This window comes from Agromyces sp. G08B096, assembly GCF_040267705.1.
Lineage (GTDB): Bacteria > Actinomycetota > Actinomycetes > Actinomycetales > Microbacteriaceae > Agromyces.
In genome coordinates this window covers 1,401,381-1,420,191 of sequence record NZ_CP158374.1, presented here as the reverse complement: position 1 = coordinate 1,420,191, position 18,811 = coordinate 1,401,381, and the positions used below count along the sequence as shown (strand labels likewise).

Genomic DNA, 18,811 nt, shown 5'->3' with positions numbered 1-18,811 from the left:
TGAGCCTCGGCAGGGCCGCGGCACGTCGGGCACGGGCGCGGGGCATCCGCTCATTCCCTCCGCGTACTGCCGACCGGGACGGCGGTGTCGGCGACGATGCGGCGCACGATCGCGTCGACGAGAGGCCCGCTGTCGCGGTCGTGCGCGCCGAGCGCCCGGCTCGTCGGCACGAGGCGGTGGCCGAGCACCGGCGCCGCGAGCGCGTCGATGTCGTCGGGCAGCACGAAGTCGCGGCCGTGCATGGCCGCGTGCGCCTTCGCGGCGCGGACCAGCTGCAGCGTCGCCCGGGGGCTCGCGCCGAGACGAAGCTGCCGGTCGCCGCGCGTGGCTCGGGCCAGCTCGACCGCGTACTCCTTCACCGGCTGCGACGTGAACACCCGGTGCACCGCACGGATCATCTCGCGGAGCTCGTCGAGCGTGACGACGGCGCCGATCGCGTCGAGCGGGCTCGACGTCTCGCGCGTCGAGAGCATCGACAGCTCATCGCCGGCCGCGGGATAGCCCATCGAGATGCGCGCCATGAACCGGTCGCGCTGCGCCTCGGGCAGCGGGTAGGTGCCCTCCATCTCGACCGGGTTCTGCGTCGCCACGACGGTGAACGGGTCCTCCAGCCGGTAGGTCTCGCCGTCGGCCGTGACCTGCTTCTCCTCCATGCATTCGAGGAGGGCCGACTGGGTCTTCGGGCTCGCCCGGTTGATCTCGTCGCCGATGACGAGGTTCGCGAACACGGGGCCCGGCTTGAACTCGAACCGGCGGCTCGCCTGGTCGAACACCGAGACGCCCGTCACGTCGCTCGGCAGCAGGTCGGGCGTGAACTGGATGCGGCTCACCGTGCAGTCGACCGACCGCGCGAGCGCCTTCGCGAGCATCGTCTTGCCGACGCCCGGCACGTCTTCGATGAGCAGGTGGCCTTCGGCGAGGAGCACGGTGAGCGCCGAGGTGACGGCCTCGCGCTTGCCGCTGATGACCGTCTCGACGTTCTGCACGATGCGGGCCGCGCGCGCGCCGACGTCGTCGATCGGCATGACTGGCGCATCGACCTGCGCGACGGCGGCCGCCTCGCTCACGGCGTCATCGCCCCCGCGAGGTAGTCGGCCACGGCGACCGGGACGTAGGGGGCGACGTCGCCGCCGAGTGCGGCGACCTGCCGGACGAGCGAGCTGGAGACGTGCGCGTTCGCCGGGTCGGGCAGGAGGAAGACGGTTTCGACGCCCGCGAGGTGCCGGTTCACGATCGCCATGGGCGTCTCGTACGCGACGTCGACCTGCGACCGGATGCCCTTCACGAGCACCGTGGCGCCGACGTCGGTGCAGTAGTCGACGAGGAGCCCCATGCTCCAGGACGCGACGACGATGCGGCCCGCGATGCCCGCATCGGCGATCGACTGCTCGATGAGCGCCACGCGCTGCGCGATGGGTAGCAGGGCCTGCTTGTCGGGGTTGTGCACGACGACGACGTGGAGCTCGTCGTAGAGACCGGCGGCACGCTCGATCACATCGAGATGGCCCCGGGTGACGGGGTCGAACGAGCCGGGGACGACGGCGATCCGCTGCATGCGTCCCAGCGTACTGCCCGGCGTGGCCGCCGGAAGGGGTGCGCTGGAGTCTCAGCCCTTGCTCAGGAATCCGCTGGCCTCGTCGTCGAGGCGCCGCCGGACCGCATCGGCGAGGGCGGGATGGGCCGCGAGCGTCGGGTCGTCGTCGACGACGCCGGCGGCGAGGCCGCGGGCGTCGGTGATGACCTCGCCGTCGCGGGCGACCTTCAGCAGCTTCAGCGAGGAGCGGCCGCCCGACTGCGTGGAGCCGAGGACGTCGCCCTCCTGCCGGAGCTCGAGGTCGACACGGGCGAGCTCGAAGCCGTCGAGGGTCGCGGCGACCGCTTCGACGCGCTGCAGCGCCACCGACCCCGGTTCGGCGTGAGTGACGAGCAGGCAGAGGCCGGGCACGCCGCCGCGGCCGACGCGGCCGCGCAGCTGGTGCAACTGCGAGACGCCGAACCGGTCGGCGTCGACGACGACCATCGCACTCGCGTTCGGCACGTCGACGCCCACCTCGATCACTGTCGTGGCGACGAGCACGTCGATCTCGCCGGCGGCGAACGCGCGCATGATCCGGTCCTTCTCGTCGGCCGCCATGCGCCCGTGCAGCGGCTCGACGACGCGGTCGGCGAAGCGCGGATGCGCGCGCAGCTCGGCGAGCACCTCGACGACGGATGCCGCGGGCCGGACCGGCTCGTCGGTGGCGGCGTCCTCGGCGGACGCCTGCGGCACCTCGCCGTCGTCCTCGACGGCCTTCGGGTCGATCGCGGGGCACACCACGAAGCCCTGCCGGCCGAGCCCCAGCTCTTCGGCCAGCCGGTCCCAGATGCGGGCGCGCCACGCCGGTCGGACGGCGAGCGGCACGACGTGGCTCTCGATGCCGGCGCGGCCGGCGGGGAGCTCGCGGATCGTGGACACGTCGAGGTCGCCGAACACCGTCATCGCGACGGTGCGCGGGATCGGCGTCGCGGTGAGCACGAGCACGTGCGGTTGGGCGCCCTTCAGCCGGAGCGCCTCGCGCTGCTCGACGCCGAACCGGTGCTGCTCGTCGACGACGACGAGCCCGAGGTCGGCGAACGCCACCTTGTCGCCGAGCAGCGCGTGCGTGCCGACGACGATGCGCGCCTGACCGGCGGCGGCCCGCAGCAGCGCCTTCCGGCGCTCGGCCGCGGGCAGCTGGCCCGTGATGAGGGTCGGCACGAGCTCGGCCGCCAGGTCGGGGCCGAGCATCCGCACGATCGACCGGAGGTGCTGCGCGGCGAGGACCTCGGTCGGCGCGAGGAGTGCCGCCTGCCCGCCCGAATCGGCGACGGCGAGCATGGCGCGGAGCGCGACGAGCGTCTTGCCCGAGCCGACTTCGCCCTGCACCAGCCGGTGCATCGGCCACGGTGCGGCGAGGTCGTCGGCGATCTCGCCGCCGACCTCGACCTGGTCGTCGGTGAGCTGGAACGGCAGCGCCGCGTCGAAGCGCTCGAGCACGCCCCCGGCGATGGGCCGGCGCGGCGTCGCGGGCCGGGTGCGCAGCTCGGCGCGCTGTGCGAGCAGCGCGGTCTGCAGTACGAACGCCTCCATGAACCGGAGCGTTCGCCTGGCCTGCTTCCAGTCGGCCTCGGTCTCGGGCCGGTGCACTCGGCGGAGCGCGTCGCGGTAGCCGAGGAGCGACCGCTCCGACCGGATCGCGGCCGGGATCGGGTCGTCGAGCGGGCCGAGCCCGTCGAGCAGCAGCTCGATCGACTTCGCCATCTGCCAGCTCGCGAGGGTCGAGGTCGCCGGGTAGATGGCGATCGGCGCCTCCGCCCAGCGCTTCGCGGCCGCGTCGGTGGGCGGGGCTTCGTCGTCGAAGAGCTCGTAGTCGGGGTGCGCGAGCTGCCGGTTGCCGCGATAATCGCCGACCTTGCCGGCGAAGATGCCCCGGCGCCCCGGGCGCAGATCGTTCTCGCGCCACTTCTGGTTGAAGAAGGTGAGCGTCAGCACCCCGGTGCCGTCGGAGATCTTCGCCTCGAGGATCGAGCCGCGACGCTGTCGCATCTCGCGCACCCGCACCTCGAGCACCTCGGCGACGATCGTGACGTTCTCGCCGAGGGGCAGCGTCGCGAGCGCGGTGAGCTCGCCGCGGAGGGCGTAGCGCCTGGGGTAGTGCGCCAGCAGGTCGCCGACGGTCGTGTAGCCGAAGGCGCGCTCGATGGCTTGCGCCGTGCGCCCGCCGAGCGCGCCGGACAGCCGCGAGTCGAGCGTGTAGGCACCCGCGGTGGCCGTCTCGCTCGTCATTCCTCGATCGTAGGGTCGCCCGCCGTCAGCGCCTCGATCTCCCCTGCGACGTACGGGTCGTCGGGCTTGGCGCGCGCGAGCTCGCGCTGCAGGGCGAGCGCCTCGTCGGTGCGGCCGAGCGTGCGAAGCGCGCGTCCGACCGACCAGCGCGTGACGTGCTGTTGGTCGGTCGTGCCGTACCGGTCGGCGAACTCGACGGCGAGCTGGAACTCGGCGAGGCCGGCTTCGGCGTCGCCGCCGTCGTGCAGGGTCCAGCCGAGGTTGTTGTGCAGCGCGACCCCCCAGCGGAGCACGCGCGGGTCGCGGTCGGCCGCGAGGAGTTCGAAGCCCTGCTCGGCCCATTCGCGCTCGTGTCCGGCGTCGGTCAGGGCGAGCATGTGCAGCGCGTCGAGCACCAGGAAGGCGCTGCCCGCGTGCGCGGCGTCGCGCGCGGCGCGGGTGAGCACCGGCACGGCCTCGGCCGGCCGGCCGGCGGAGGTGAGGAGGCGGCCGCGCTCGAGTGCGACCCGGGCCCGCACCTCCGCGGCTTCGGCGGCGGCGGCCTGCCTGGCCGCCTCATCGGGCTGATCGGATGCCCCGGCGGCCGCCGCGTCGCTCGGCGCCGGTTCGGATGCCTCGTCGGCCCGGCCCGCTGCGTCTTCGGGCTGGTCGGTCGCACCTTCGGGCCGGCCGGCCGCGTCTTCGGGTTCGCCGGATGCCTCGTCCGCGCCGGACTCGGCCGCCTCGGGCTCAGCAGCCGCCTCATCGGCACCGGACTCGTTCACCGCAGGTTCGACGGCAGCCTGGTCGGCAGCGGGCTCGCTCGCGCTGAGCTCCGCGGCCACGGCGTCGAGCACGGCGAGGCCCTCGTCGAAGCGGCCCTGGATGCCGATCGCCCGGGCGAGCTGGGTCGCCATCGACTGGCGGACGTGCACCGAGTACGAGTCGTCGTCGGCCGCCTCGCGGAACCGCTCCTCGCTCTTCGCGGGATCGGAGAAGTCCCACAGGCGGTCGATGACGTGCTGCTCCTCCCCCTGCAGGTGTCGGGACGGATCGGCGGGCAGTGCGCTGGTCGAGGCATCCACCCTTCCATCATGGCAGCCTCCGCGCGGGATATGCTGCCCGGAGCATGACCCGCATCATCGCCGGATTCGCCGGCTCCCTCTCGCTGCAGGTGCCGCGCTCCGGCACCCGCCCGACGAGCGACCGGGTGCGCGAGGCGATCTTCTCCGCGCTCGAATCGCGCGACGCCGTCGACGGCGCGCGCGTGCTCGACCTGTACGCCGGGTCGGGTGCGCTCGGGCTCGAGGCCGCGAGCCGCGGCGCCGCCGAGGTCGTGCTCGTCGAGCGGGCGAAGCCGGCCGCCGACGTGTGCCGGCGGAACGCCGATGCGCTCCTCCGCACCGCTCGCGCCGGCCGGCCGCGATCGGGCGGGTCCGCGCCGGCGGTGCCGCGCATCCGGGTGGCCGCGCAGTCGGTCTCGACCTACCTCGAGCACGCGTCCGACTCGGTCGACCTCGTCTTCATCGACCCGCCGTACGAGCTCGGCGAGGCCGAGCTGGGGCGGGAGCTGGCGGCGCTGGCGCCGCTGCTCGCCGAGGACGCGGTCGTCGTGGTCGAGCGCAGCTCACGCTCGCCCGAGCCGTCGTGGCCCGTCGGCATCGCGCCCGAACGTCGGCGCGACTACGGCGAGACGACGCTCTGGTGGGCGTCGGCCGATCAGCCGGCTCCGCCGTCCCAGCCGGAGTAGGGATCCCACCCGAGCGCGTCCGCTGGTGCGCCGTCGACGCGGATGCCTCCGTCGCCCTCGAGCACCCGCCCGATGGCCTCGAACGGCTCGGGCAACGCGGACCCGGCGGGGAACGTCGCGAGCAGACCGTGGTCTTCGGCCCCGGCGAGGGCCACGCGCACGTCGGGTCCGAGCGACGCCGAATCGAAGTCGAGATCCACGCCGCTCGCCTTCGCGATGCGGAGGGCGTCCCGCGCGAGTCCGTCGGAGACGTCGAGCATCGCCGTCGCCCCCGCGAGCGCCGCGGCGACGCCGGCGCCGACCGGAGGCCTCGGAGCCAGCTGCGCGTGCACCAGCGCCGGGTGCGCCGCGCGGAGCCGCTCGGCCGCCGCGGCATCCGGCTCTCCCTCCGCGTCGACCGCCTCGGCGAAGAGCAGCGCCAGTCCTCTCGCGGCATCCCCCCTCGCGCCGGCGTGCGCGAGCACGTCGCCCGGCCGCGCCCCCGAGCGGAGCACCGGCCGACGCCCCTCGAGGTCGCCGAATGCGGTGACCGCGATGGTCAGCACCGATGAGGCCGACAGGTCGCCGCCGACGACGCCGGCGCCCGGGGCGAGGGTCGCGAGCGCGTCACGCAGCCCGTCGGCGATGCCCTCGAGCACAGCGACCGGCGTCGCCGGCGGAGCGGCGATGGCCACGACGAGCGCCGTCGGCCTCGCCCCCATCGCGGCCACGTCGGTGAGGTTCGTGGCGGCGGCCTTCCAGCCGAGGTCGTGCGGCGTCGACCACGCGAGCCGGAAGTCGGGACCGTGCACCATGAGGTCGGTGGTGACGACATACCGGCCGTCGGCGGCGGCGAGCACCGCGGCGTCGTCGCCGGGACCGAGCAGGGCCGCATCGCCGGATCCGAGGCGCGGCAGGATCCGCGCGAGGACCGCCGCCTCGCCCAGTTCGCCGACCGACGGCCCCACGCTCGCGGATGCCGCCCGCTCAGCCTGCTCCATGCCTCTCACGGTAGCCTGAACCGGATGCCTCACCGACCCGTGCCCGCGCCGCTCCGCGGCCTACGCACCGCCGCCGCCCTGCTCACCGCCGTCGCCGGCGCGGCCCTGCTCACGGGCTGCACCCAGGCTGTCTCGCTGGAACGCGCGCCCGACGCGACCGAGGTCGCCTGCGCCGACGTGGTCGTGCGCCTGCCCGACACGGTGGCCGAGCAGACCCAGCGCGAGACCAACTCGCAGGGCACGGGCGCCTGGGGGTCGCCGGCCGCGGTCCTGCTCCGCTGCGGCGTCGAACCGCCCGGGCCCACCGACTACCGCTGCGTCGCCGTCGACGGCGTCGACTGGGTGATCGACGAGTCCGACGCTCCGACCTACCGGTTCACGACGTACGGCAGGACGCCCGCCGTCGAGGTGATCGTCGACAACGACGCGGTCTCCGGCACCACGGCCCTCACCGACCTCGCTCGCGCGGTCTCGGTGATCCCGGCCGAGGGCGGCTGCACGGCCGTCGACGACGTGGCGCCGACGGAGACCCCCGCCGCGGGCTGACGCCGAGGCGGTACCGGCCGCTCAGCGGCTTCCGCGCGCGACGCCCACCTCGATGAGCTCGGTGATGAGCTCGGGGTAGCTCAGCCCGGAGTTCAGCCAGCACGTCGGGAACATCGAGATCGGGGTGAAGCCCGGCATGGTGTTCACCTCGTTGACGACGAAGCCCTCGTCGGTGAGGAAGACGTCCACGCGCGCCAGCCCCTCGCCGCCGATCGCCTCGAACGCCCGCGCGGCGACCCGCGCGAGCTCGAACGATTCGCCGTCGCCCAGGTCTGCCGGGCAGATCAGCTCGACACCCGGCGCGTCGAGGTACTTCGCCTCGAAGTCGTAGAAGTCGCGGCCGGTGACCACCACCTCGCCGGCGACGCTCACGCGCGGCGGCTGCCCGTCGCGGCCTTCGAGCACGCCGCACTCGATCTCGCGGCCCGACATGGCGCCCTCGACGAGCACCGTGCGATCCTCGGCGAATGCGACGTCCAGCGCGGCGTCGAGCTCCGCCCAGTCGGCGACCCGGCTGACCCCGACCGACGATCCCGCGCGGGCGGGCTTCACGAAGACCGGCAGTCCGAGCGCCTTCACCCGGCGCTCCCACAGCTCACGGTCGGCGTCCAGCGCGGCGCGGGTCAGCGTCACCCAGGGCGCTACGGCGAGCCCGGCGCCCTCGAGGACCGTCTTCGTGACGTGCTTGTCCATGCCGATCGCCGACGCGAGCACGCCGTTGCCGACATACGGCAGCCCCACGAGCTCGAGGAGCCCCTGGATCGTGCCGTCCTCGCCGAACCGGCCGTGCAGGATCGGGAAGACGACGTCGATCTCGCCGAGCGAACGCTCGCCCGAGGCATCCGTCACCGTCAGCTCGCGCGACGCGGCCGACTCGGGCCAGCGCACGCGCGTGCCGTTGTCGACGACCTCCGGCAGACGCTCGGGGTCGAGCCCGAACCGCTCGGGATCGTCCTGTTCGAGCACGAAGGCGCCGTCGCGGGTGATCCCGACGGGGATCACCTCGAAACGGTCACGGTCGATCGCGCCCAGCACTCCGCCCGCCGTTGCGCAGCTGATCGAGTGTTCGCTGGAACGCCCGCCGAACAGCAGAGCCACCCTGAGCTTGTCCATGCTTCGTCCTTTCGCCCTGGGGCTCGTCGTCGGTCGTGAGGTGCGGGGCGATGTCCCGCGGGTCGAGGGTGCCGGCGAGGACCTGCCGCACCTGCTCGACGATCGGCATCTGGACGCCCTTCGCGCGGGCGAGCTCGAGCACGGGGCCGACCGAGGCCAGGCCTTCCGTGGTCTGCTGCATCTGCTTGGTGACGTCGACGAGACGGTAGCCCTGGCCGAGCAGCCGCCCCGCGGTGTTGTTGCGCGACAACGGCGACTGGCTCGTGGCGATGAGGTCGCCGAGGCCGGCGAGGCCCGAGAGCGTCTCGGGATGCGCGCCGTGGGCGACGGCGAAGTCGGTCATCTCGACGAGCCCCCGGGTGATGATCGAGGCCTTCGTGTTCTCGCCGTATCCCGCACCGTCGACGATGCCGATGGCCACGGCGATGAGGTTCTTCAGCACGCCGCCGAACTCGGTGCCGATGACGTCGGTGTTCACGAACGAGTGGAAGTAGCGGTTGCGCGCGACGGAGGCGACGGCCTGCGCCGTCTCGAGGCTGGACGAGGAGACCACGGCGGCCGTCGGCTGCTCCTTCGCGATCTCGAGCGCGAGGTTCGGACCCGAGATGACCGCGATCTGCGACTGGTCGATGGGCAGCACGTCGGCGATGACCTCGCTCATGCGAAGGCCCGACGCCTTCTCGACGCCCTTCATGAGGGAGACGACGGCCGCCTCGGCGTGCAGGTGCGGGGCGATCGCCCTGAGGTTCTCGCGGAGCGACTGGCTCGGCACCGAGACGTAGACCTGTTCGGCGCCCGCGAGCGCCAGATCGAGGCGACTCGTGGCGCGGAGCGAGATCGGCAGGTTCACGCCCGGCAGGTAATCGCTGTTGCGCTTGGCTTCCTGGATCTCGCGGGCGAGCTCGGGCCGCCGCGCCCAGACGACCACGTCGGCCCCGCCGTCGGCGAGGATCTTCGCGAACGTCGTGCCCCAGCTGCCCGCGCCGAGCACCGCGACCCGTTTGCCGGCGCCGCGCCGCGGCTGATTGCGAACCCTCACCGCGCGTCGCCTTCGAGACGGCCGGTCTCCGCCTGCCCGTGTGCCGACGGATCCCAGCGCGTCGCGGGCGGCGTCTCGCCGCGGAGCTCGCCGACGAGGGCGGCGATGGCGTTCATCACGTCGTTCGTGGCGGCGGTGAGCACCGAGGGGTCGAGCGGCTTGCCGCGGTACGCGGACAGGTCGACCGGGTCGCCCACGATGACGTCGATCGTCTTCCGCGGGAACGGGTGCAGCTTCTTGCCGTAGCGCGGCATCAGCGCCTGCGTGCCCCAGTGCGCGGCGGGGATGAGCGGGATGTCGCGCTCGAGCGCGATGCGCACCGCCCCCGTCTTGCCGCGCATGGGCCAGAGATCGGGGTCGCGGGTGAGCGACCCCTCGGGGTACACGACGACCATGCGCCCCTTCTCGACGAGCTCCTCGGCGGCCCGGAGGGCATGGTGGCTGCGGCTGCCCGCGCGTTCCACGGGGATCTGCCCCGACTTGCGGAGGAACCAACCGACCACCGGCACCTTGAACAGCGAGGCCTTCGCGAGGAAGCGCGGCAGTCGGCCGAGCTTCCACGAGGCGACGCCCATGACGAGCGGGTCGACCTCGCTGTAGTGGTTCGGCGCGAGCACGAACGCGCCCGTCGCCGGGAGCGGCCGGCCGTGGAATCGGAACCGCGCCATGAGGCCGAACAGCGGGAGGATGATGCCCGCGAGCACCCAGAAGATGGAGGGGCGGCTCTTCTCCGAACGAACCTTCAGCGGCGGTGTCGGGGTCGAGTCGTCGTGTTGCACTCCCCCATTATCCTTCGAGCTCGAAGTCCGCCCCGAGGAGCTGGAGCTTCGTGATGAAGTTCTCGTAGCCGCGCGCGATGATGCCGACGTTCGACACGGTCGAACGGCCCTCCGCGGTGAGCGCCGCGATGAGGTGGCTGAAGCCGCCGCGGAGGTCGGGCACCTCGATGTCGGCGCCGCGCAGCTGCGTCGGACCGGAGATCACGGCCGAGTGCTGGAAGTTGCGCTGGCCGAAGCGGCACGGGCGGCCGCCCAGGCACTCCTTGTGCACCTCGATCGACGCACCCATCTCGACGAGCGCGTCGACGAAGCCGAACCGCTGCTCGTAGACCGTCTCGTGCACGATCGACACGCCCTTGGCCTTCGTCAGCGCGATCACCAGCGGCTGCTGCCAGTCGGTCATGAAGCCCGGGTGCACGTCGGTCTCGATGATGACCGGCTTCAGCTGGCCGCCCGGGTGGAAGAAGCGAATGCCGTCCTCGTGGATCTCGAACGCGCCGCCGACCTTCCGGTACACGTTGAGGAAGGTCAGCATCTCGGCCTGACGGGCGCCGCCGACGAAGATGTCGCCCTCGGTCGCGAGCGCGGCGGCCGCCCAGCTGGCGGCCTCGTTCCGGTCGAACAGGGCACGGTGCGTGTAGCCGTCGAGCTTCTGCACGCCCTCGATGCGGATGACGCGGTCGGTGTCGACCGTGATGATCGCGCCCATCTTCTGCAGGATGTTGATGAGATCCATGATCTCGGGCTCGATCGCCGCGCCCGAGAGCTCGGTGATGCCGTCGGCGAGGACGGCGGTGAGCAGCACCTGCTCGGTCGCGCCGACGCTCGGGTACGGCAGCGACACCTTCGCGCCGTGCAGGCCGTTCGGCGCCGACATCCGGATGCCGCTCGGCAGCTTCTCGACGATCGCGCCGAAGTTGCGCAGCACCTCGAGGTGGTAGTCGATCGGACGGTCGCCGATGCGGCAGCCGCCGAGGTCGGGGATGAACGCCTCGCCGAGGCGGTGCAGCAGCGGACCGCAGAACAGGATCGGGATGCGGCTCGAGCCGGCGTGCGCGTCGATGTCGGCCATGTGCGCCGACTCCACCGCGGACGGGTCGAGGATGAGCTCGTCGTCGCCGCCCTCGGTCACGGTCACCCCGTGCACCTCGAGCAGGCCCCGCACGATGCGCACATCGCTGATGTTCGGGACATCCTTCAGCACGCTCGGCGTATCGCCGAGGATCGCCGCGACCATCGCCTTCGTGACGAGGTTCTTCGCGCCCTTCAGCTCGATCCGACCCCGGAGCGGCTTGCCGCCGTTGATCGTGATCCGGTCGGCCGTCATGCCGACCGCGGATCCGTGCTGCTTGGCGTCATCCACGAGTGTGTTCACAGGCTCCCTGGTTTCTTGCTGCTACCGGCGAACCGGGAGCGTCTTCGGCCGCCAGGCCTCACGATGGGTCTCGAATTCGGCGATGGCGTCTTCATCCCGGAGGGTCAGACCGATGTCGTCCAGCCCTTCGAGCAGCCGCCACCGAGTGTAGTCGTCGATCTCGAAAGCCACCGTGAGCGACCCAGCGCTCACCGTACGCTCAACCAGATCCACCGTCACCGCTATTCCCGGCTCGGCCTCGACGACCTCCCAGAGCCGCTCCACGTCCTCGTAGGCGACCTGCGCCGCGACGAGTCCCTGCTTGCCCGCGTTGCCGCGGAAGATGTCGCCGAACCGCGACGACACGACGACCTTGAACCCGTAGTCGCGCAGCGCCCACACGGCGTGCTCGCGGCTCGACCCGGTGCCGAAGTCGGGCCCGGCGATGAGCACCTGGGCGCCCGCGTACGCCGGGTCGTTGAGCACGAACTCGGGGTCTTGCCGCCAGCCGTGGAAGAGGGCGTCGTCGAAGCCCGTCTTCGTCACGCGCTTCAGGAAGACGGCGGGGATGATCTGGTCGGTGTCGACGTTGGAGCGGCGCAGCGGTGCAGCGACGCCGGTGACGGTCGTGATCTTCTCCATGGTCAGTTCCCCTCCGTCGCGGCGCCGACTGGTTCGGCGGTCGGCTCCTGCTCGAGGTCCCACGGACTCGAGAGGGTGCCGCGGATCGCGGTGGCCGCGGCGACGAGCGGGGACACGAGGTGCGTTCGCCCGCCCTTGCCCTGGCGGCCTTCGAAGTTGCGGTTGGACGTCGAGGCGCAGCGCTCCCCTGGCGCGAGCTGGTCGGGGTTCATGCCGAGGCACATCGAGCAGCCCGCGAAGCGCCACTCCGCCCCGAACTCCTCGAACACCTTGTCGAGGCCCTCGGCCTCGGCCTCCAGGCGCACCCGGGCCGACCCGGGCACCACCATCACCCGCACACCGTCGGCCTTCTTCCGGCCTTTCACGATCGAGGCGAACGCGCGGAGGTCTTCGATGCGGCTGTTGGTGCAGGAGCCCATGAACACCGCATCGACCGGGATCTGCTTGAGCGGGGTGCCCGGGCGCAGGTCCATGTACTCGAGCGCGCGCTCGGCGGCGGCGCGCTCGTGCTGGTCGTCGATCGTCGCCGGGTCGGGCACGGTGTCGGAGAGCGAGACGCCCTGGCCGGGGTTGGTGCCCCACGTCACGAACGGCTCGAGCTCGTCGGCGTCGATGAAGACCTCGGCGTCGAAGGTCGCGCCCTCGTCGGTGGCGAGCGTGTCCCAGTAGGCGACCGCGTCGTCCCAGTCGGTGCCCGACGGGGCGTGCGGGCGACCCTTCAGGTAGGCGTAGGTCGTGGCATCCGGGGCCACCATGCCGGCGCGCGCACCCGCCTCGATCGACATGTTGCAGATCGTCATGCGGCCCTCCATCGAGAGCGCGCGGATGGCGCTGCCGCGGTACTCGAGCACGTAGCCCTGACCGCCGCCGGTGCCAATCTTCGCGATGACGGCGAGGATGATGTCCTTCGCCGTGACGCCGGGGCGGAGCGTGCCCTCGACGTTGATCGCCATGGTCTTGAACGGCTTCAGCGGCAGCGTCTGCGTGGCGAGCACGTGCTCGACCTCGCTCGTGCCGATGCCGAACGCCATCGCGCCGAACGCGCCATGGGTCGAGGTGTGGGAGTCTCCGCAGACGACGGTGATGCCCGGCATCGTGAGCCCGAGCTGCGGGCCGACGACGTGCACGATGCCCTGCTCGGCGTCGCCCAGCGAATGCAGCCGGATGCCGAACTCGGCGGCGTTGCGGCGCAGCGTCTCGATCTGCGTGCGGCTCGTCAGGTCGGCGATCGGCTTGTCGATGTCGAGCGTCGGGGTGTTGTGGTCTTCGGTCGCGATGGTGAGGTCGGGACGCCGGACGGGGCGGCCCGCCATGCGCAGGCCGTCGAACGCCTGCGGGCTCGTGACCTCGTGCACGAGGTGCAGGTCGATGTAGATGAGGTCGGGCGTGCCGTCCTCGCCCTGCTTGACGAGATGGGCATCCCAGACCTTCTCGGCCAGGGTGCGGGGACGCGGGTGGTCAGCGGCGTTCATGCGGGTGTCTTCCTCGGGGTCTGGTCTGGTTCAGCCGTCGACGGACTCCGCGGCGGGGAAGGCCTAGGACGAGGCCCCGCCGCGGCACCGAAGGAGAAGTCGCGGCGCGCGCACGCCACCAGGTTACACCGTCGAGGCGGTCGTTCCGGCCACGGCGATGCGGTACTCGCCCAGCAGGAGGTCGGCCGGACCGTCGATGCGCGCCGTCGCCCCGTTCTCGACGTCGAGCCAGGAGCCGTCGGGCCACTCGATGCGGACGCCGTTCGTCGAGTGCAGGTCGGTGACCTCGAGGCCGCCGCCGGAAGGCTCGATCACCGCGTGCGTCTTCGAGACGGTGCGTGCGGGGTCGTCGATCGCGATCGTCCGTCCGACCTGCCCGGCGCGTTCGATCGCGGGTGCCCGGCCGAGCACGACGCGCCGGTCGACGACGAGGTCGAGGCCCGGTGCGGTGAGGCGCCAGGCGAGCCGCGCGCCGCTTTCGGCGGGCGTCTGCGTCAGGTGGGGAGCCGGTGGATGCCCCGCCGTAGGCGCCTGGGCGTCTTCGTCCGCCGCCGGGGTCGGGGCCGTGGGCGGCGCCGCTGCGGGCGGTGCCACCGGCGTGAACGACGGCAGCGACCGCTCGACCCGACGCGGCGCGGCACGCTCGGTCGTCGGCGGCGGAGCCGCCGGCGCGTCCGGGATCAGCCCCGGCGGGGGGATGATGAAATCGGAGGCGTCCACCCGGCCATGCTAGCGAAGGCGCCGCCTGCTGTCCCTGCCGGCGGCTCGACGGTGACGGGCCAGCCGGTACCGGCTGACGAACCGTCGCACGGCGCCGGCCGCGGCGGTCACGGCCGCGACCGCGGCATCCGCCTCGGTCCACCGCCGCTCGACCTCGTCGGCGCCCACCTCGCCGCCGCGGAAGACGTCGCGATCCACGTCGTACGCGAGCCGCGCGAGCGACGGCGCGTCGGCCGCGAGCCCCTGCTCGGTCGCCTGGCGCTCGAGCACCGCGGCGGTCTGCAGACGTGTCGCCCGGGCCGGGGGCTCCAGCCCGAGCTCCACGTACCGGTCGACGAGCTCGTCCCACGCGCCCGCGGCGCTCCGATCCGGCCGGTCCTCCAGGCGCTTCCGCCTGCGCCGACGCTTCAGCAACGCGACCGCCAGCATCGGACCGAACACGAGCGCGAGCGGGATGCCGACAGAGGCCGCCACGACCCACACCCACGCCGGAACCTGGAACGGGCGGTCGCGGTCGTCGTCGTCGGTGTCATCGATCTCGACGGTCGTGAGCAGCTCGTCCTCGGTCTCCTCCGCGCGCGGCGGCTGCCGCACCTGCGGCTGCGGCTCGCTCTTCGGCTTCGGCGTCTGTTCCTGCGGCACGTCGATCTGGTCGGGCGTCGGCCGGAACGAGATCCAGCCCGCACCCTCGAACGGCACCTCGACCCACGCGGTGACATCGGACCCGACGACCTGCACCTCGTCGTCGTTCTCCGAGACCTCGGGCGCGTAGCCCATCACGACCCGGGCGGGGTAGCCGAGGTGGCGCACCATCAGCGCCATGGCGGCGGCGTACTGCTCCTCGTCGCCGACCATCTCCGACCTGGTGAACAGCTCGATCAGCCGGTCGGCGCCGTGCCCGGCGCGCGAGGCGACGGCGTCGGAGGCGAGGCCGTGGCTCAGGAATCCGTTCGTCTTCAGCGCCGTCTCGATCGCGCGGATCTGCTCGATCGCGCTCGGCGCGTCGCCCGCATACTCCTCGGCCTTGGCGGCGACGACGTCGGGCAGGTCCTCGACGGCCGGCAGCTCGAGCGTCGCGACCGGCACGTTGACCAGGTCCTCGGTGTCGGGCTCGCGCTGCATGCGGGCGTCGAGCTCGTACCGCACGCCCTCGTGCACTCCGCTCGTGAGCACCGCAGTGCCGGCGTCGGCGTTGTAGCGGAGGTCGCCCGACCGGCCGGCGCTGCCCTCGTCGGAGAGACGCAGGCTCGTACCGTACCCGACGGTCGGCAGCCACACGTCGTCATAGGCTCCCTCGACCGCCACGCCCACGTGCCTGGCGCTGCCGAGGTCGGCGAGCGAGGGCTCCGGCAGGGTCTCGCCGACGATGGCGTACCCGCCGTCGGCGAACGCAGCATCGGGCCCGGCGACGTTCCAGAGCCGGCCCGTGTACGCGTCCATGGCGGCGAGCCGGATCACATCGCCCGGCTCGAGGCCGGAGACGGTGAACAGCGGCTCCTCGGCGAGGTCCTTCGTGTAGGAGCGGAATCCCGCGAGCGGGCTCGAGAACTCGCGCGCGTCGAAGGGCGGCACGATCTCCTCGCGCAGCACGAACCGATCGGATGCCGCGGGCGAGGCCGCGATCCCCGCGACCACGCCGATCGCCACGGCGCCGGCGAGGACGATCGCCGAGCCGCCGAGCCGGCGCCGCACCAGCCGGCGCTCGGCGTCGGGTTCGGCGTCGATGGTCGCCCCGCGGCGCCAGGCCAGCCAGACGAGGGCGATCGCGGCGAAGGCCACGCCGCGGACGGCGGCGAGGAACGCCTCATCGGTGCCGAGCAGGATGCCCGAAAGGTAGAGCAGCACGGGTCCGATCAGCAGCACCGCGGCACGGAGGACGGTGCGCCGACGGGGAAGCCAGCGCAGGACCAGGAGACCGCCGACCAGGGAGACCAGCCAGGTGGCGACGTACGGCACGGCGGCGACGTAATACGGGGCTTCGACTGGCGTGCCGATCGTGACGATGTCGGCCCAGCCGTACACCGCGCCGAGCGCGAGCCCCGCGAGCGAACCGAGCGTCGGCAGGACGACGGCGATCCCCTGGTCGGGCATCGCGAACGGCGTGCCGAAGAGGAAGTACGCCGCGAGGGCGACGAGCACGGTGGTGAGCAGGTCGAGCTTGAACACGGTGCCGGCGACGGCGGCCGCGGTGCCGACGATGAGGCCGCCGATCGCGGCGAGCAGGAAGTCGGCGTCGCCGAAGCTCGTCTGGTAGCCGGCCACGGCGAGCAGGCTCAACACCGAGAGCACGACGAGGTCGCCGACGGCGGTGGCGGGGATGCGCGTCATGGCCTGACCTTCCGGACGACGGCGGGCAGCTCCCCGAGCTCGCCGACGGTGGCGACCGGCGTGGAGCCGACGCGGCCGATGCGCGCGTCGGCGCCCGCCTGGGCGCGGAACGCGATGAGCGACACGTCGGACGGCAGCGCCGTCTCGAGCGCACGCACCTCCGCGAGCGGCAGGAGCGAGCCGACCACGACGATCACCACGCTGGCCGACGGGGAGCGCCGGGCGGCGTCGCGGCCGAAGATCCGGAGCACCGTGCCGGCGGGCGCCGTCTCGATGCGGCTCGCATCGTCGAGCAGGTTGACCGGCGTCGCCGTGCGCAGGCGTCGCGTCTCCGTCTGCGCGGTGATGCGGGTACCGTCACGGACGACCTGCACCCCGAGCGACGCGAAGATCGATACGCCGAGCTCGAACTCGTCATCGCTCGCGTACTGGTCGGCACCGGTGGCCTGCAGCAACACGAGGTCGGAACGACGGGTCTCCTCGTACTGGCGCACCATCAGGCGGCCCGTGCGAGCGGAGCTGCGCCAATGGACGTTGCGGAGCGGATCGCCCGGCTCGTAGGCGCGCAGGGCATGGAATGAGATGTCGTGATCGGTGATGGTCTTCGTGACCTCGCCCTCGAGGTCGCGCACCAGACCCGCCGCCGACGGCTTCAGCCGAGCCGTCCGCGGGTGCACGAACAGCTCGACCGGCTCGTTCCAGCGCACCGTGCGGCGAAGCAGCCCCAGCTCGTCGCCGCGCACCGAGATCGCCGGTCCGGCGACGATCACCGCGCGACGCTGGGTCGGCACGGCGAAGAGCTCCTCGTGCTCGGCCGAGGGCGCGAGCGTCGGAATGCGGAACTCCGCGAGTCCCTGGCCCACCGGCAGCTCCATGCGCGAGGCGACCGACGGCGTGGTGCCGTCGTTCACCACGGCGAGGCGGCCGAGGGCCCGCTCCCCCGCGACGACGCGTCGTGGCTGGAGCTCGACGTCCACGACGTACCGCATACGGCCGAAGACGAACGGGACGGCGACGATCACCGCACCGAGCAGGGTCGCGCCGAGGAAGGCGAACTCCACCCAGCCGAGGGTGATCGCGAGCACGCCCGACACCAGCGCGGCCGCGAGCACGAGCCATCCCGTCGTCGAGACGACGCTCGTGACCGGCGCGACGGCGTGTGCGACTGCGGCCGACGCGGTGCCGATGCGCTCGCCGAGCGAGCCCGCGGTGCGACGCACCGACCGAGCGACGGTCTGGAAGGCGAGCCGCGCCTGCGAGACGCGCGTGGGCGAGCCGCCGTCTGCGGCCGTCATGCCGCCCGGTAGGCGGGCGGGGCGACGTCGGCGATCGCGCGCTCGACGATGTCCTTCGCCGTCACGCCCGAGAACTCCGCCTCGGGGTCGACGATGATGCGGTGCGCGAGCACCGGGATCGCCAGCTCACGCACGTCGTCGGGCGTCGCGTACGTCCGGCCCTGCGAGATCGCCCACGTCTTGGTCGCACGGGCGAGCGCGAGCGCACCGCGCATGCTGACGCCGAGGGCCGAATCGGGGTGCTCGCGGGTCGCGGTCACGAGCTCGTTGAGGTACGACAGCACCGCCTGGTCGACGTACACCTCGGAGGCGAGCTTCGCCATCATCGTGATCGACGCCGACTGGATGATGGGCGACACCGCCGACGCGCGGGCGCGGTTCGCCGAGTCGACGAGGAGCGTCACCGCGGTCTCGTGGTCGGGGTAGCCGAGCGAGGTCTTGATGAGGAACCGGTCGAGCTGCGCCTCGGGGAGCGAGTAGGTGCCCGCCTGCTCGACGGGGTTCTGCGTCGCGATGACCATGAACGGCGGTTCGACGTCGTAGCCGACGCCGTCGACGGTGACCCGGCCCTCCTCCATCACCTCGAGGAGCGCCGACTGGGTCTTCGGGCTCGCCCGGTTGATCTCGTCCGCGAGCACGATCGAGGCGAAGATCGGACCGCGATGGAACTCGAACCGGCCCTTGCCCTGGTCGTAGATCGTGACGCCCGTGACATCGGAGGGCAGCAGGTCGGGGGTGAACTGGATGCGCGAGTGCGTGCCGTCGATCGTGTTCGCCAGGGCCTTCGCGAGCACCGTCTTGCCGGTGCCCGGGAAGTCCTCGAGTAGCACGTGACCGTCGGAGAGCATGGCGGTCAGCACGAGCGCGATGACCTCGCGCTTGCCGAGGATCGCCTGGTCGATGTTGTCGACCAGCCGGCCGAAGGCGTCCTGGAACCAGGCGGCCTGTTCTTGGGTCACTGGCATTGGTGTTCCTTACGTCTCTGTCGATCGGTTGCGTCGTGGGGGTT

At 72.6% G+C, this 18,811-nt stretch carries 17 protein-coding genes; 2 read left to right on the top strand and 15 right to left on the bottom strand.

The genetic code is table 11. From position 1 onward, the window contains the following. Positions 1 to 50: 50 nt before the first annotated feature. The 4 genes from ABIQ69_RS06910 to ABIQ69_RS06895 are packed head-to-tail and all read right to left on the bottom strand — an operon-like array spanning position 51 to position 4,869. Positions 51 to 1,025: an AAA family ATPase gene (locus tag ABIQ69_RS06910; protein WP_350349978.1), complete on the bottom strand. Its 975-nt coding sequence runs from the start codon at positions 1,023 to 1,025 to the stop codon at positions 51 to 53. Positions 1,026 to 1,063: 38 nt separating this feature from the next. Further along, positions 1,064 to 1,555, bottom strand: coding sequence for a pantetheine-phosphate adenylyltransferase (coaD, locus tag ABIQ69_RS06905; protein WP_350349631.1), 492 nt, complete (start codon positions 1,553 to 1,555; stop codon positions 1,064 to 1,066). Between the two features lie 51 nt (positions 1,556 to 1,606). After that, the gene (locus tag ABIQ69_RS06900; protein WP_350349630.1) at positions 1,607 to 3,805 is read right to left on the bottom strand and encodes an ATP-dependent DNA helicase RecG; all 2,199 of its coding nucleotides are present in this window, start codon (positions 3,803 to 3,805) and stop codon (positions 1,607 to 1,609) included. Then, positions 3,802 to 4,869 (bottom strand): hypothetical protein, encoded by a 1,068-nt coding sequence (locus tag ABIQ69_RS06895; RefSeq protein WP_350349629.1) that lies wholly within the window; start codon positions 4,867 to 4,869, stop codon positions 3,802 to 3,804. Before ABIQ69_RS06895 ends, ABIQ69_RS06900 begins: the two co-directional genes overlap by 4 nt. Before the next feature lie 44 nt (positions 4,870 to 4,913). Between ABIQ69_RS06895 and ABIQ69_RS06890 the strand changes: the two genes are divergently transcribed. Continuing rightward, the gene (locus ABIQ69_RS06890) at positions 4,914 to 5,534 is read left to right on the top strand and encodes an RsmD family RNA methyltransferase (protein ID WP_350349628.1); all 621 of its coding nucleotides are present in this window, start codon (positions 4,914 to 4,916) and stop codon (positions 5,532 to 5,534) included. Here the strand turns inward: ABIQ69_RS06890 and thiL are convergent. After that, positions 5,504 to 6,514 (bottom strand): thiamine-phosphate kinase, encoded by a 1,011-nt coding sequence (thiL, locus tag ABIQ69_RS06885; protein ID WP_350349627.1) that lies wholly within the window; start codon positions 6,512 to 6,514, stop codon positions 5,504 to 5,506. The two genes, ABIQ69_RS06890 and thiL, sit on opposite strands and share 31 nt — an antisense overlap. 24 nt (positions 6,515 to 6,538) lie before the next feature. On the opposite strand from thiL, the gene ABIQ69_RS06880 reads away from it, so the two are divergent. Beyond that, a complete protein-coding gene (locus ABIQ69_RS06880; protein WP_350349626.1) occupies positions 6,539 to 7,060 on the top strand; it encodes a DUF3515 family protein in 522 nt (173 codons plus the stop codon). A gap of 21 nt (positions 7,061 to 7,081) precedes the next feature. Here ABIQ69_RS06880 and ABIQ69_RS06875 read toward each other — a convergent pair whose 3' ends face one another. The 10 genes from ABIQ69_RS06875 to ABIQ69_RS06830 all read right to left on the bottom strand — a co-directional run bounded on the left by ABIQ69_RS06875 (position 7,082) and on the right by ABIQ69_RS06830 (position 18,767). Continuing rightward, positions 7,082 to 8,173 (bottom strand): D-alanine--D-alanine ligase family protein, encoded by a 1,092-nt coding sequence (locus ABIQ69_RS06875; protein ID WP_350349625.1) that lies wholly within the window; start codon positions 8,171 to 8,173, stop codon positions 7,082 to 7,084. Beyond that, entirely contained in the window at positions 8,073 to 9,212 is a 1,140-nt protein-coding gene (locus tag ABIQ69_RS06870) for an NAD(P)H-dependent glycerol-3-phosphate dehydrogenase (protein WP_350349624.1), read from the bottom strand. Before ABIQ69_RS06870 ends, ABIQ69_RS06875 begins: the two co-directional genes overlap by 101 nt. Continuing rightward, positions 9,209 to 9,991 carry a lysophospholipid acyltransferase family protein gene (locus tag ABIQ69_RS06865; RefSeq protein ID WP_350349623.1) on the bottom strand — a complete coding sequence of 261 codons (783 nt, stop codon included), beginning with the start codon at positions 9,989 to 9,991 and terminating at the stop codon, positions 9,209 to 9,211. The genes ABIQ69_RS06870 and ABIQ69_RS06865 overlap by 4 nt, the downstream gene beginning before the upstream one ends. Positions 9,992 to 9,998: 7 nt before the next feature. Further along, positions 9,999 to 11,318 carry a UDP-N-acetylglucosamine 1-carboxyvinyltransferase gene (murA, locus tag ABIQ69_RS06860; protein ID WP_350349977.1) on the bottom strand — a complete coding sequence of 440 codons (1,320 nt, stop codon included), beginning with the start codon at positions 11,316 to 11,318 and terminating at the stop codon, positions 9,999 to 10,001. Between the two features lie 69 nt (positions 11,319 to 11,387). Continuing rightward, positions 11,388 to 11,987, bottom strand: coding sequence for a 3-isopropylmalate dehydratase small subunit (gene leuD, locus ABIQ69_RS06855; RefSeq protein ID WP_350349622.1), 600 nt, complete (start codon positions 11,985 to 11,987; stop codon positions 11,388 to 11,390). 2 nt (positions 11,988 to 11,989) lie between these two features. Further along, a complete protein-coding gene (gene leuC, locus ABIQ69_RS06850; protein WP_350349621.1) occupies positions 11,990 to 13,459 on the bottom strand; it encodes a 3-isopropylmalate dehydratase large subunit in 1,470 nt (489 codons plus the stop codon). A gap of 123 nt (positions 13,460 to 13,582) precedes the next feature. Next, the gene (locus tag ABIQ69_RS06845; RefSeq protein ID WP_350349620.1) at positions 13,583 to 14,179 is read right to left on the bottom strand and encodes an FHA domain-containing protein; all 597 of its coding nucleotides are present in this window, start codon (positions 14,177 to 14,179) and stop codon (positions 13,583 to 13,585) included. 9 nt (positions 14,180 to 14,188) lie between these two features. Then, positions 14,189 to 16,507: a transglutaminase-like domain-containing protein gene (locus ABIQ69_RS06840; protein ID WP_350349619.1), complete on the bottom strand. Its 2,319-nt coding sequence runs from the start codon at positions 16,505 to 16,507 to the stop codon at positions 14,189 to 14,191. After that, positions 16,504 to 17,802: a DUF58 domain-containing protein gene (locus tag ABIQ69_RS06835; RefSeq protein ID WP_350349618.1), complete on the bottom strand. Its 1,299-nt coding sequence runs from the start codon at positions 17,800 to 17,802 to the stop codon at positions 16,504 to 16,506. The genes ABIQ69_RS06840 and ABIQ69_RS06835 overlap by 4 nt, the downstream gene beginning before the upstream one ends. Next, positions 17,799 to 18,767, bottom strand: coding sequence for a MoxR family ATPase (locus ABIQ69_RS06830; protein WP_350349617.1), 969 nt, complete (start codon positions 18,765 to 18,767; stop codon positions 17,799 to 17,801). Before ABIQ69_RS06830 ends, ABIQ69_RS06835 begins: the two co-directional genes overlap by 4 nt. Positions 18,768 to 18,811: the final 44 nt, after the last annotated feature.

Excerpts from the sequence above, each read along its gene's own strand:
- coaD (WP_350349631.1), bottom strand. The coding sequence starts at position 1,555 with ATGCAGCGGATCGCCGTCGTCCCCGGCTCGTTCGACCCCGTCACCCGG.
- ABIQ69_RS06835 (WP_350349618.1), bottom strand. The coding sequence starts at position 17,802 with ATGACGGCCGCAGACGGCGGCTCGCCCACGCGCGTCTCGCAGGCGCGG.
- murA (WP_350349977.1), bottom strand. The coding sequence starts at position 11,318 with ATGACGGCCGACCGGATCACGATCAACGGCGGCAAGCCGCTCCGGGGT.
- leuC (WP_350349621.1), bottom strand. The coding sequence starts at position 13,459 with ATGAACGCCGCTGACCACCCGCGTCCCCGCACCCTGGCCGAGAAGGTC.
- ABIQ69_RS06890 (WP_350349628.1), top strand. The coding sequence starts at position 4,914 with ATGACCCGCATCATCGCCGGATTCGCCGGCTCCCTCTCGCTGCAGGTG.
- ABIQ69_RS06910 (WP_350349978.1), bottom strand. The coding sequence starts at position 1,025 with ATGCCGATCGACGACGTCGGCGCGCGCGCGGCCCGCATCGTGCAGAAC.
- ABIQ69_RS06900 (WP_350349630.1), bottom strand. The coding sequence starts at position 3,805 with ATGACGAGCGAGACGGCCACCGCGGGTGCCTACACGCTCGACTCGCGG.
- thiL (WP_350349627.1), bottom strand. The coding sequence starts at position 6,514 with ATGGAGCAGGCTGAGCGGGCGGCATCCGCGAGCGTGGGGCCGTCGGTC.
- leuD (WP_350349622.1), bottom strand. The coding sequence starts at position 11,987 with ATGGAGAAGATCACGACCGTCACCGGCGTCGCTGCACCGCTGCGCCGC.
- ABIQ69_RS06880 (WP_350349626.1), top strand. The coding sequence starts at position 6,539 with ATGCCTCACCGACCCGTGCCCGCGCCGCTCCGCGGCCTACGCACCGCC.
- ABIQ69_RS06875 (WP_350349625.1), bottom strand. The coding sequence starts at position 8,173 with ATGGACAAGCTCAGGGTGGCTCTGCTGTTCGGCGGGCGTTCCAGCGAA.
- ABIQ69_RS06840 (WP_350349619.1), bottom strand. The coding sequence starts at position 16,507 with ATGACGCGCATCCCCGCCACCGCCGTCGGCGACCTCGTCGTGCTCTCG.
- ABIQ69_RS06830 (WP_350349617.1), bottom strand. The coding sequence starts at position 18,767 with ATGCCAGTGACCCAAGAACAGGCCGCCTGGTTCCAGGACGCCTTCGGC.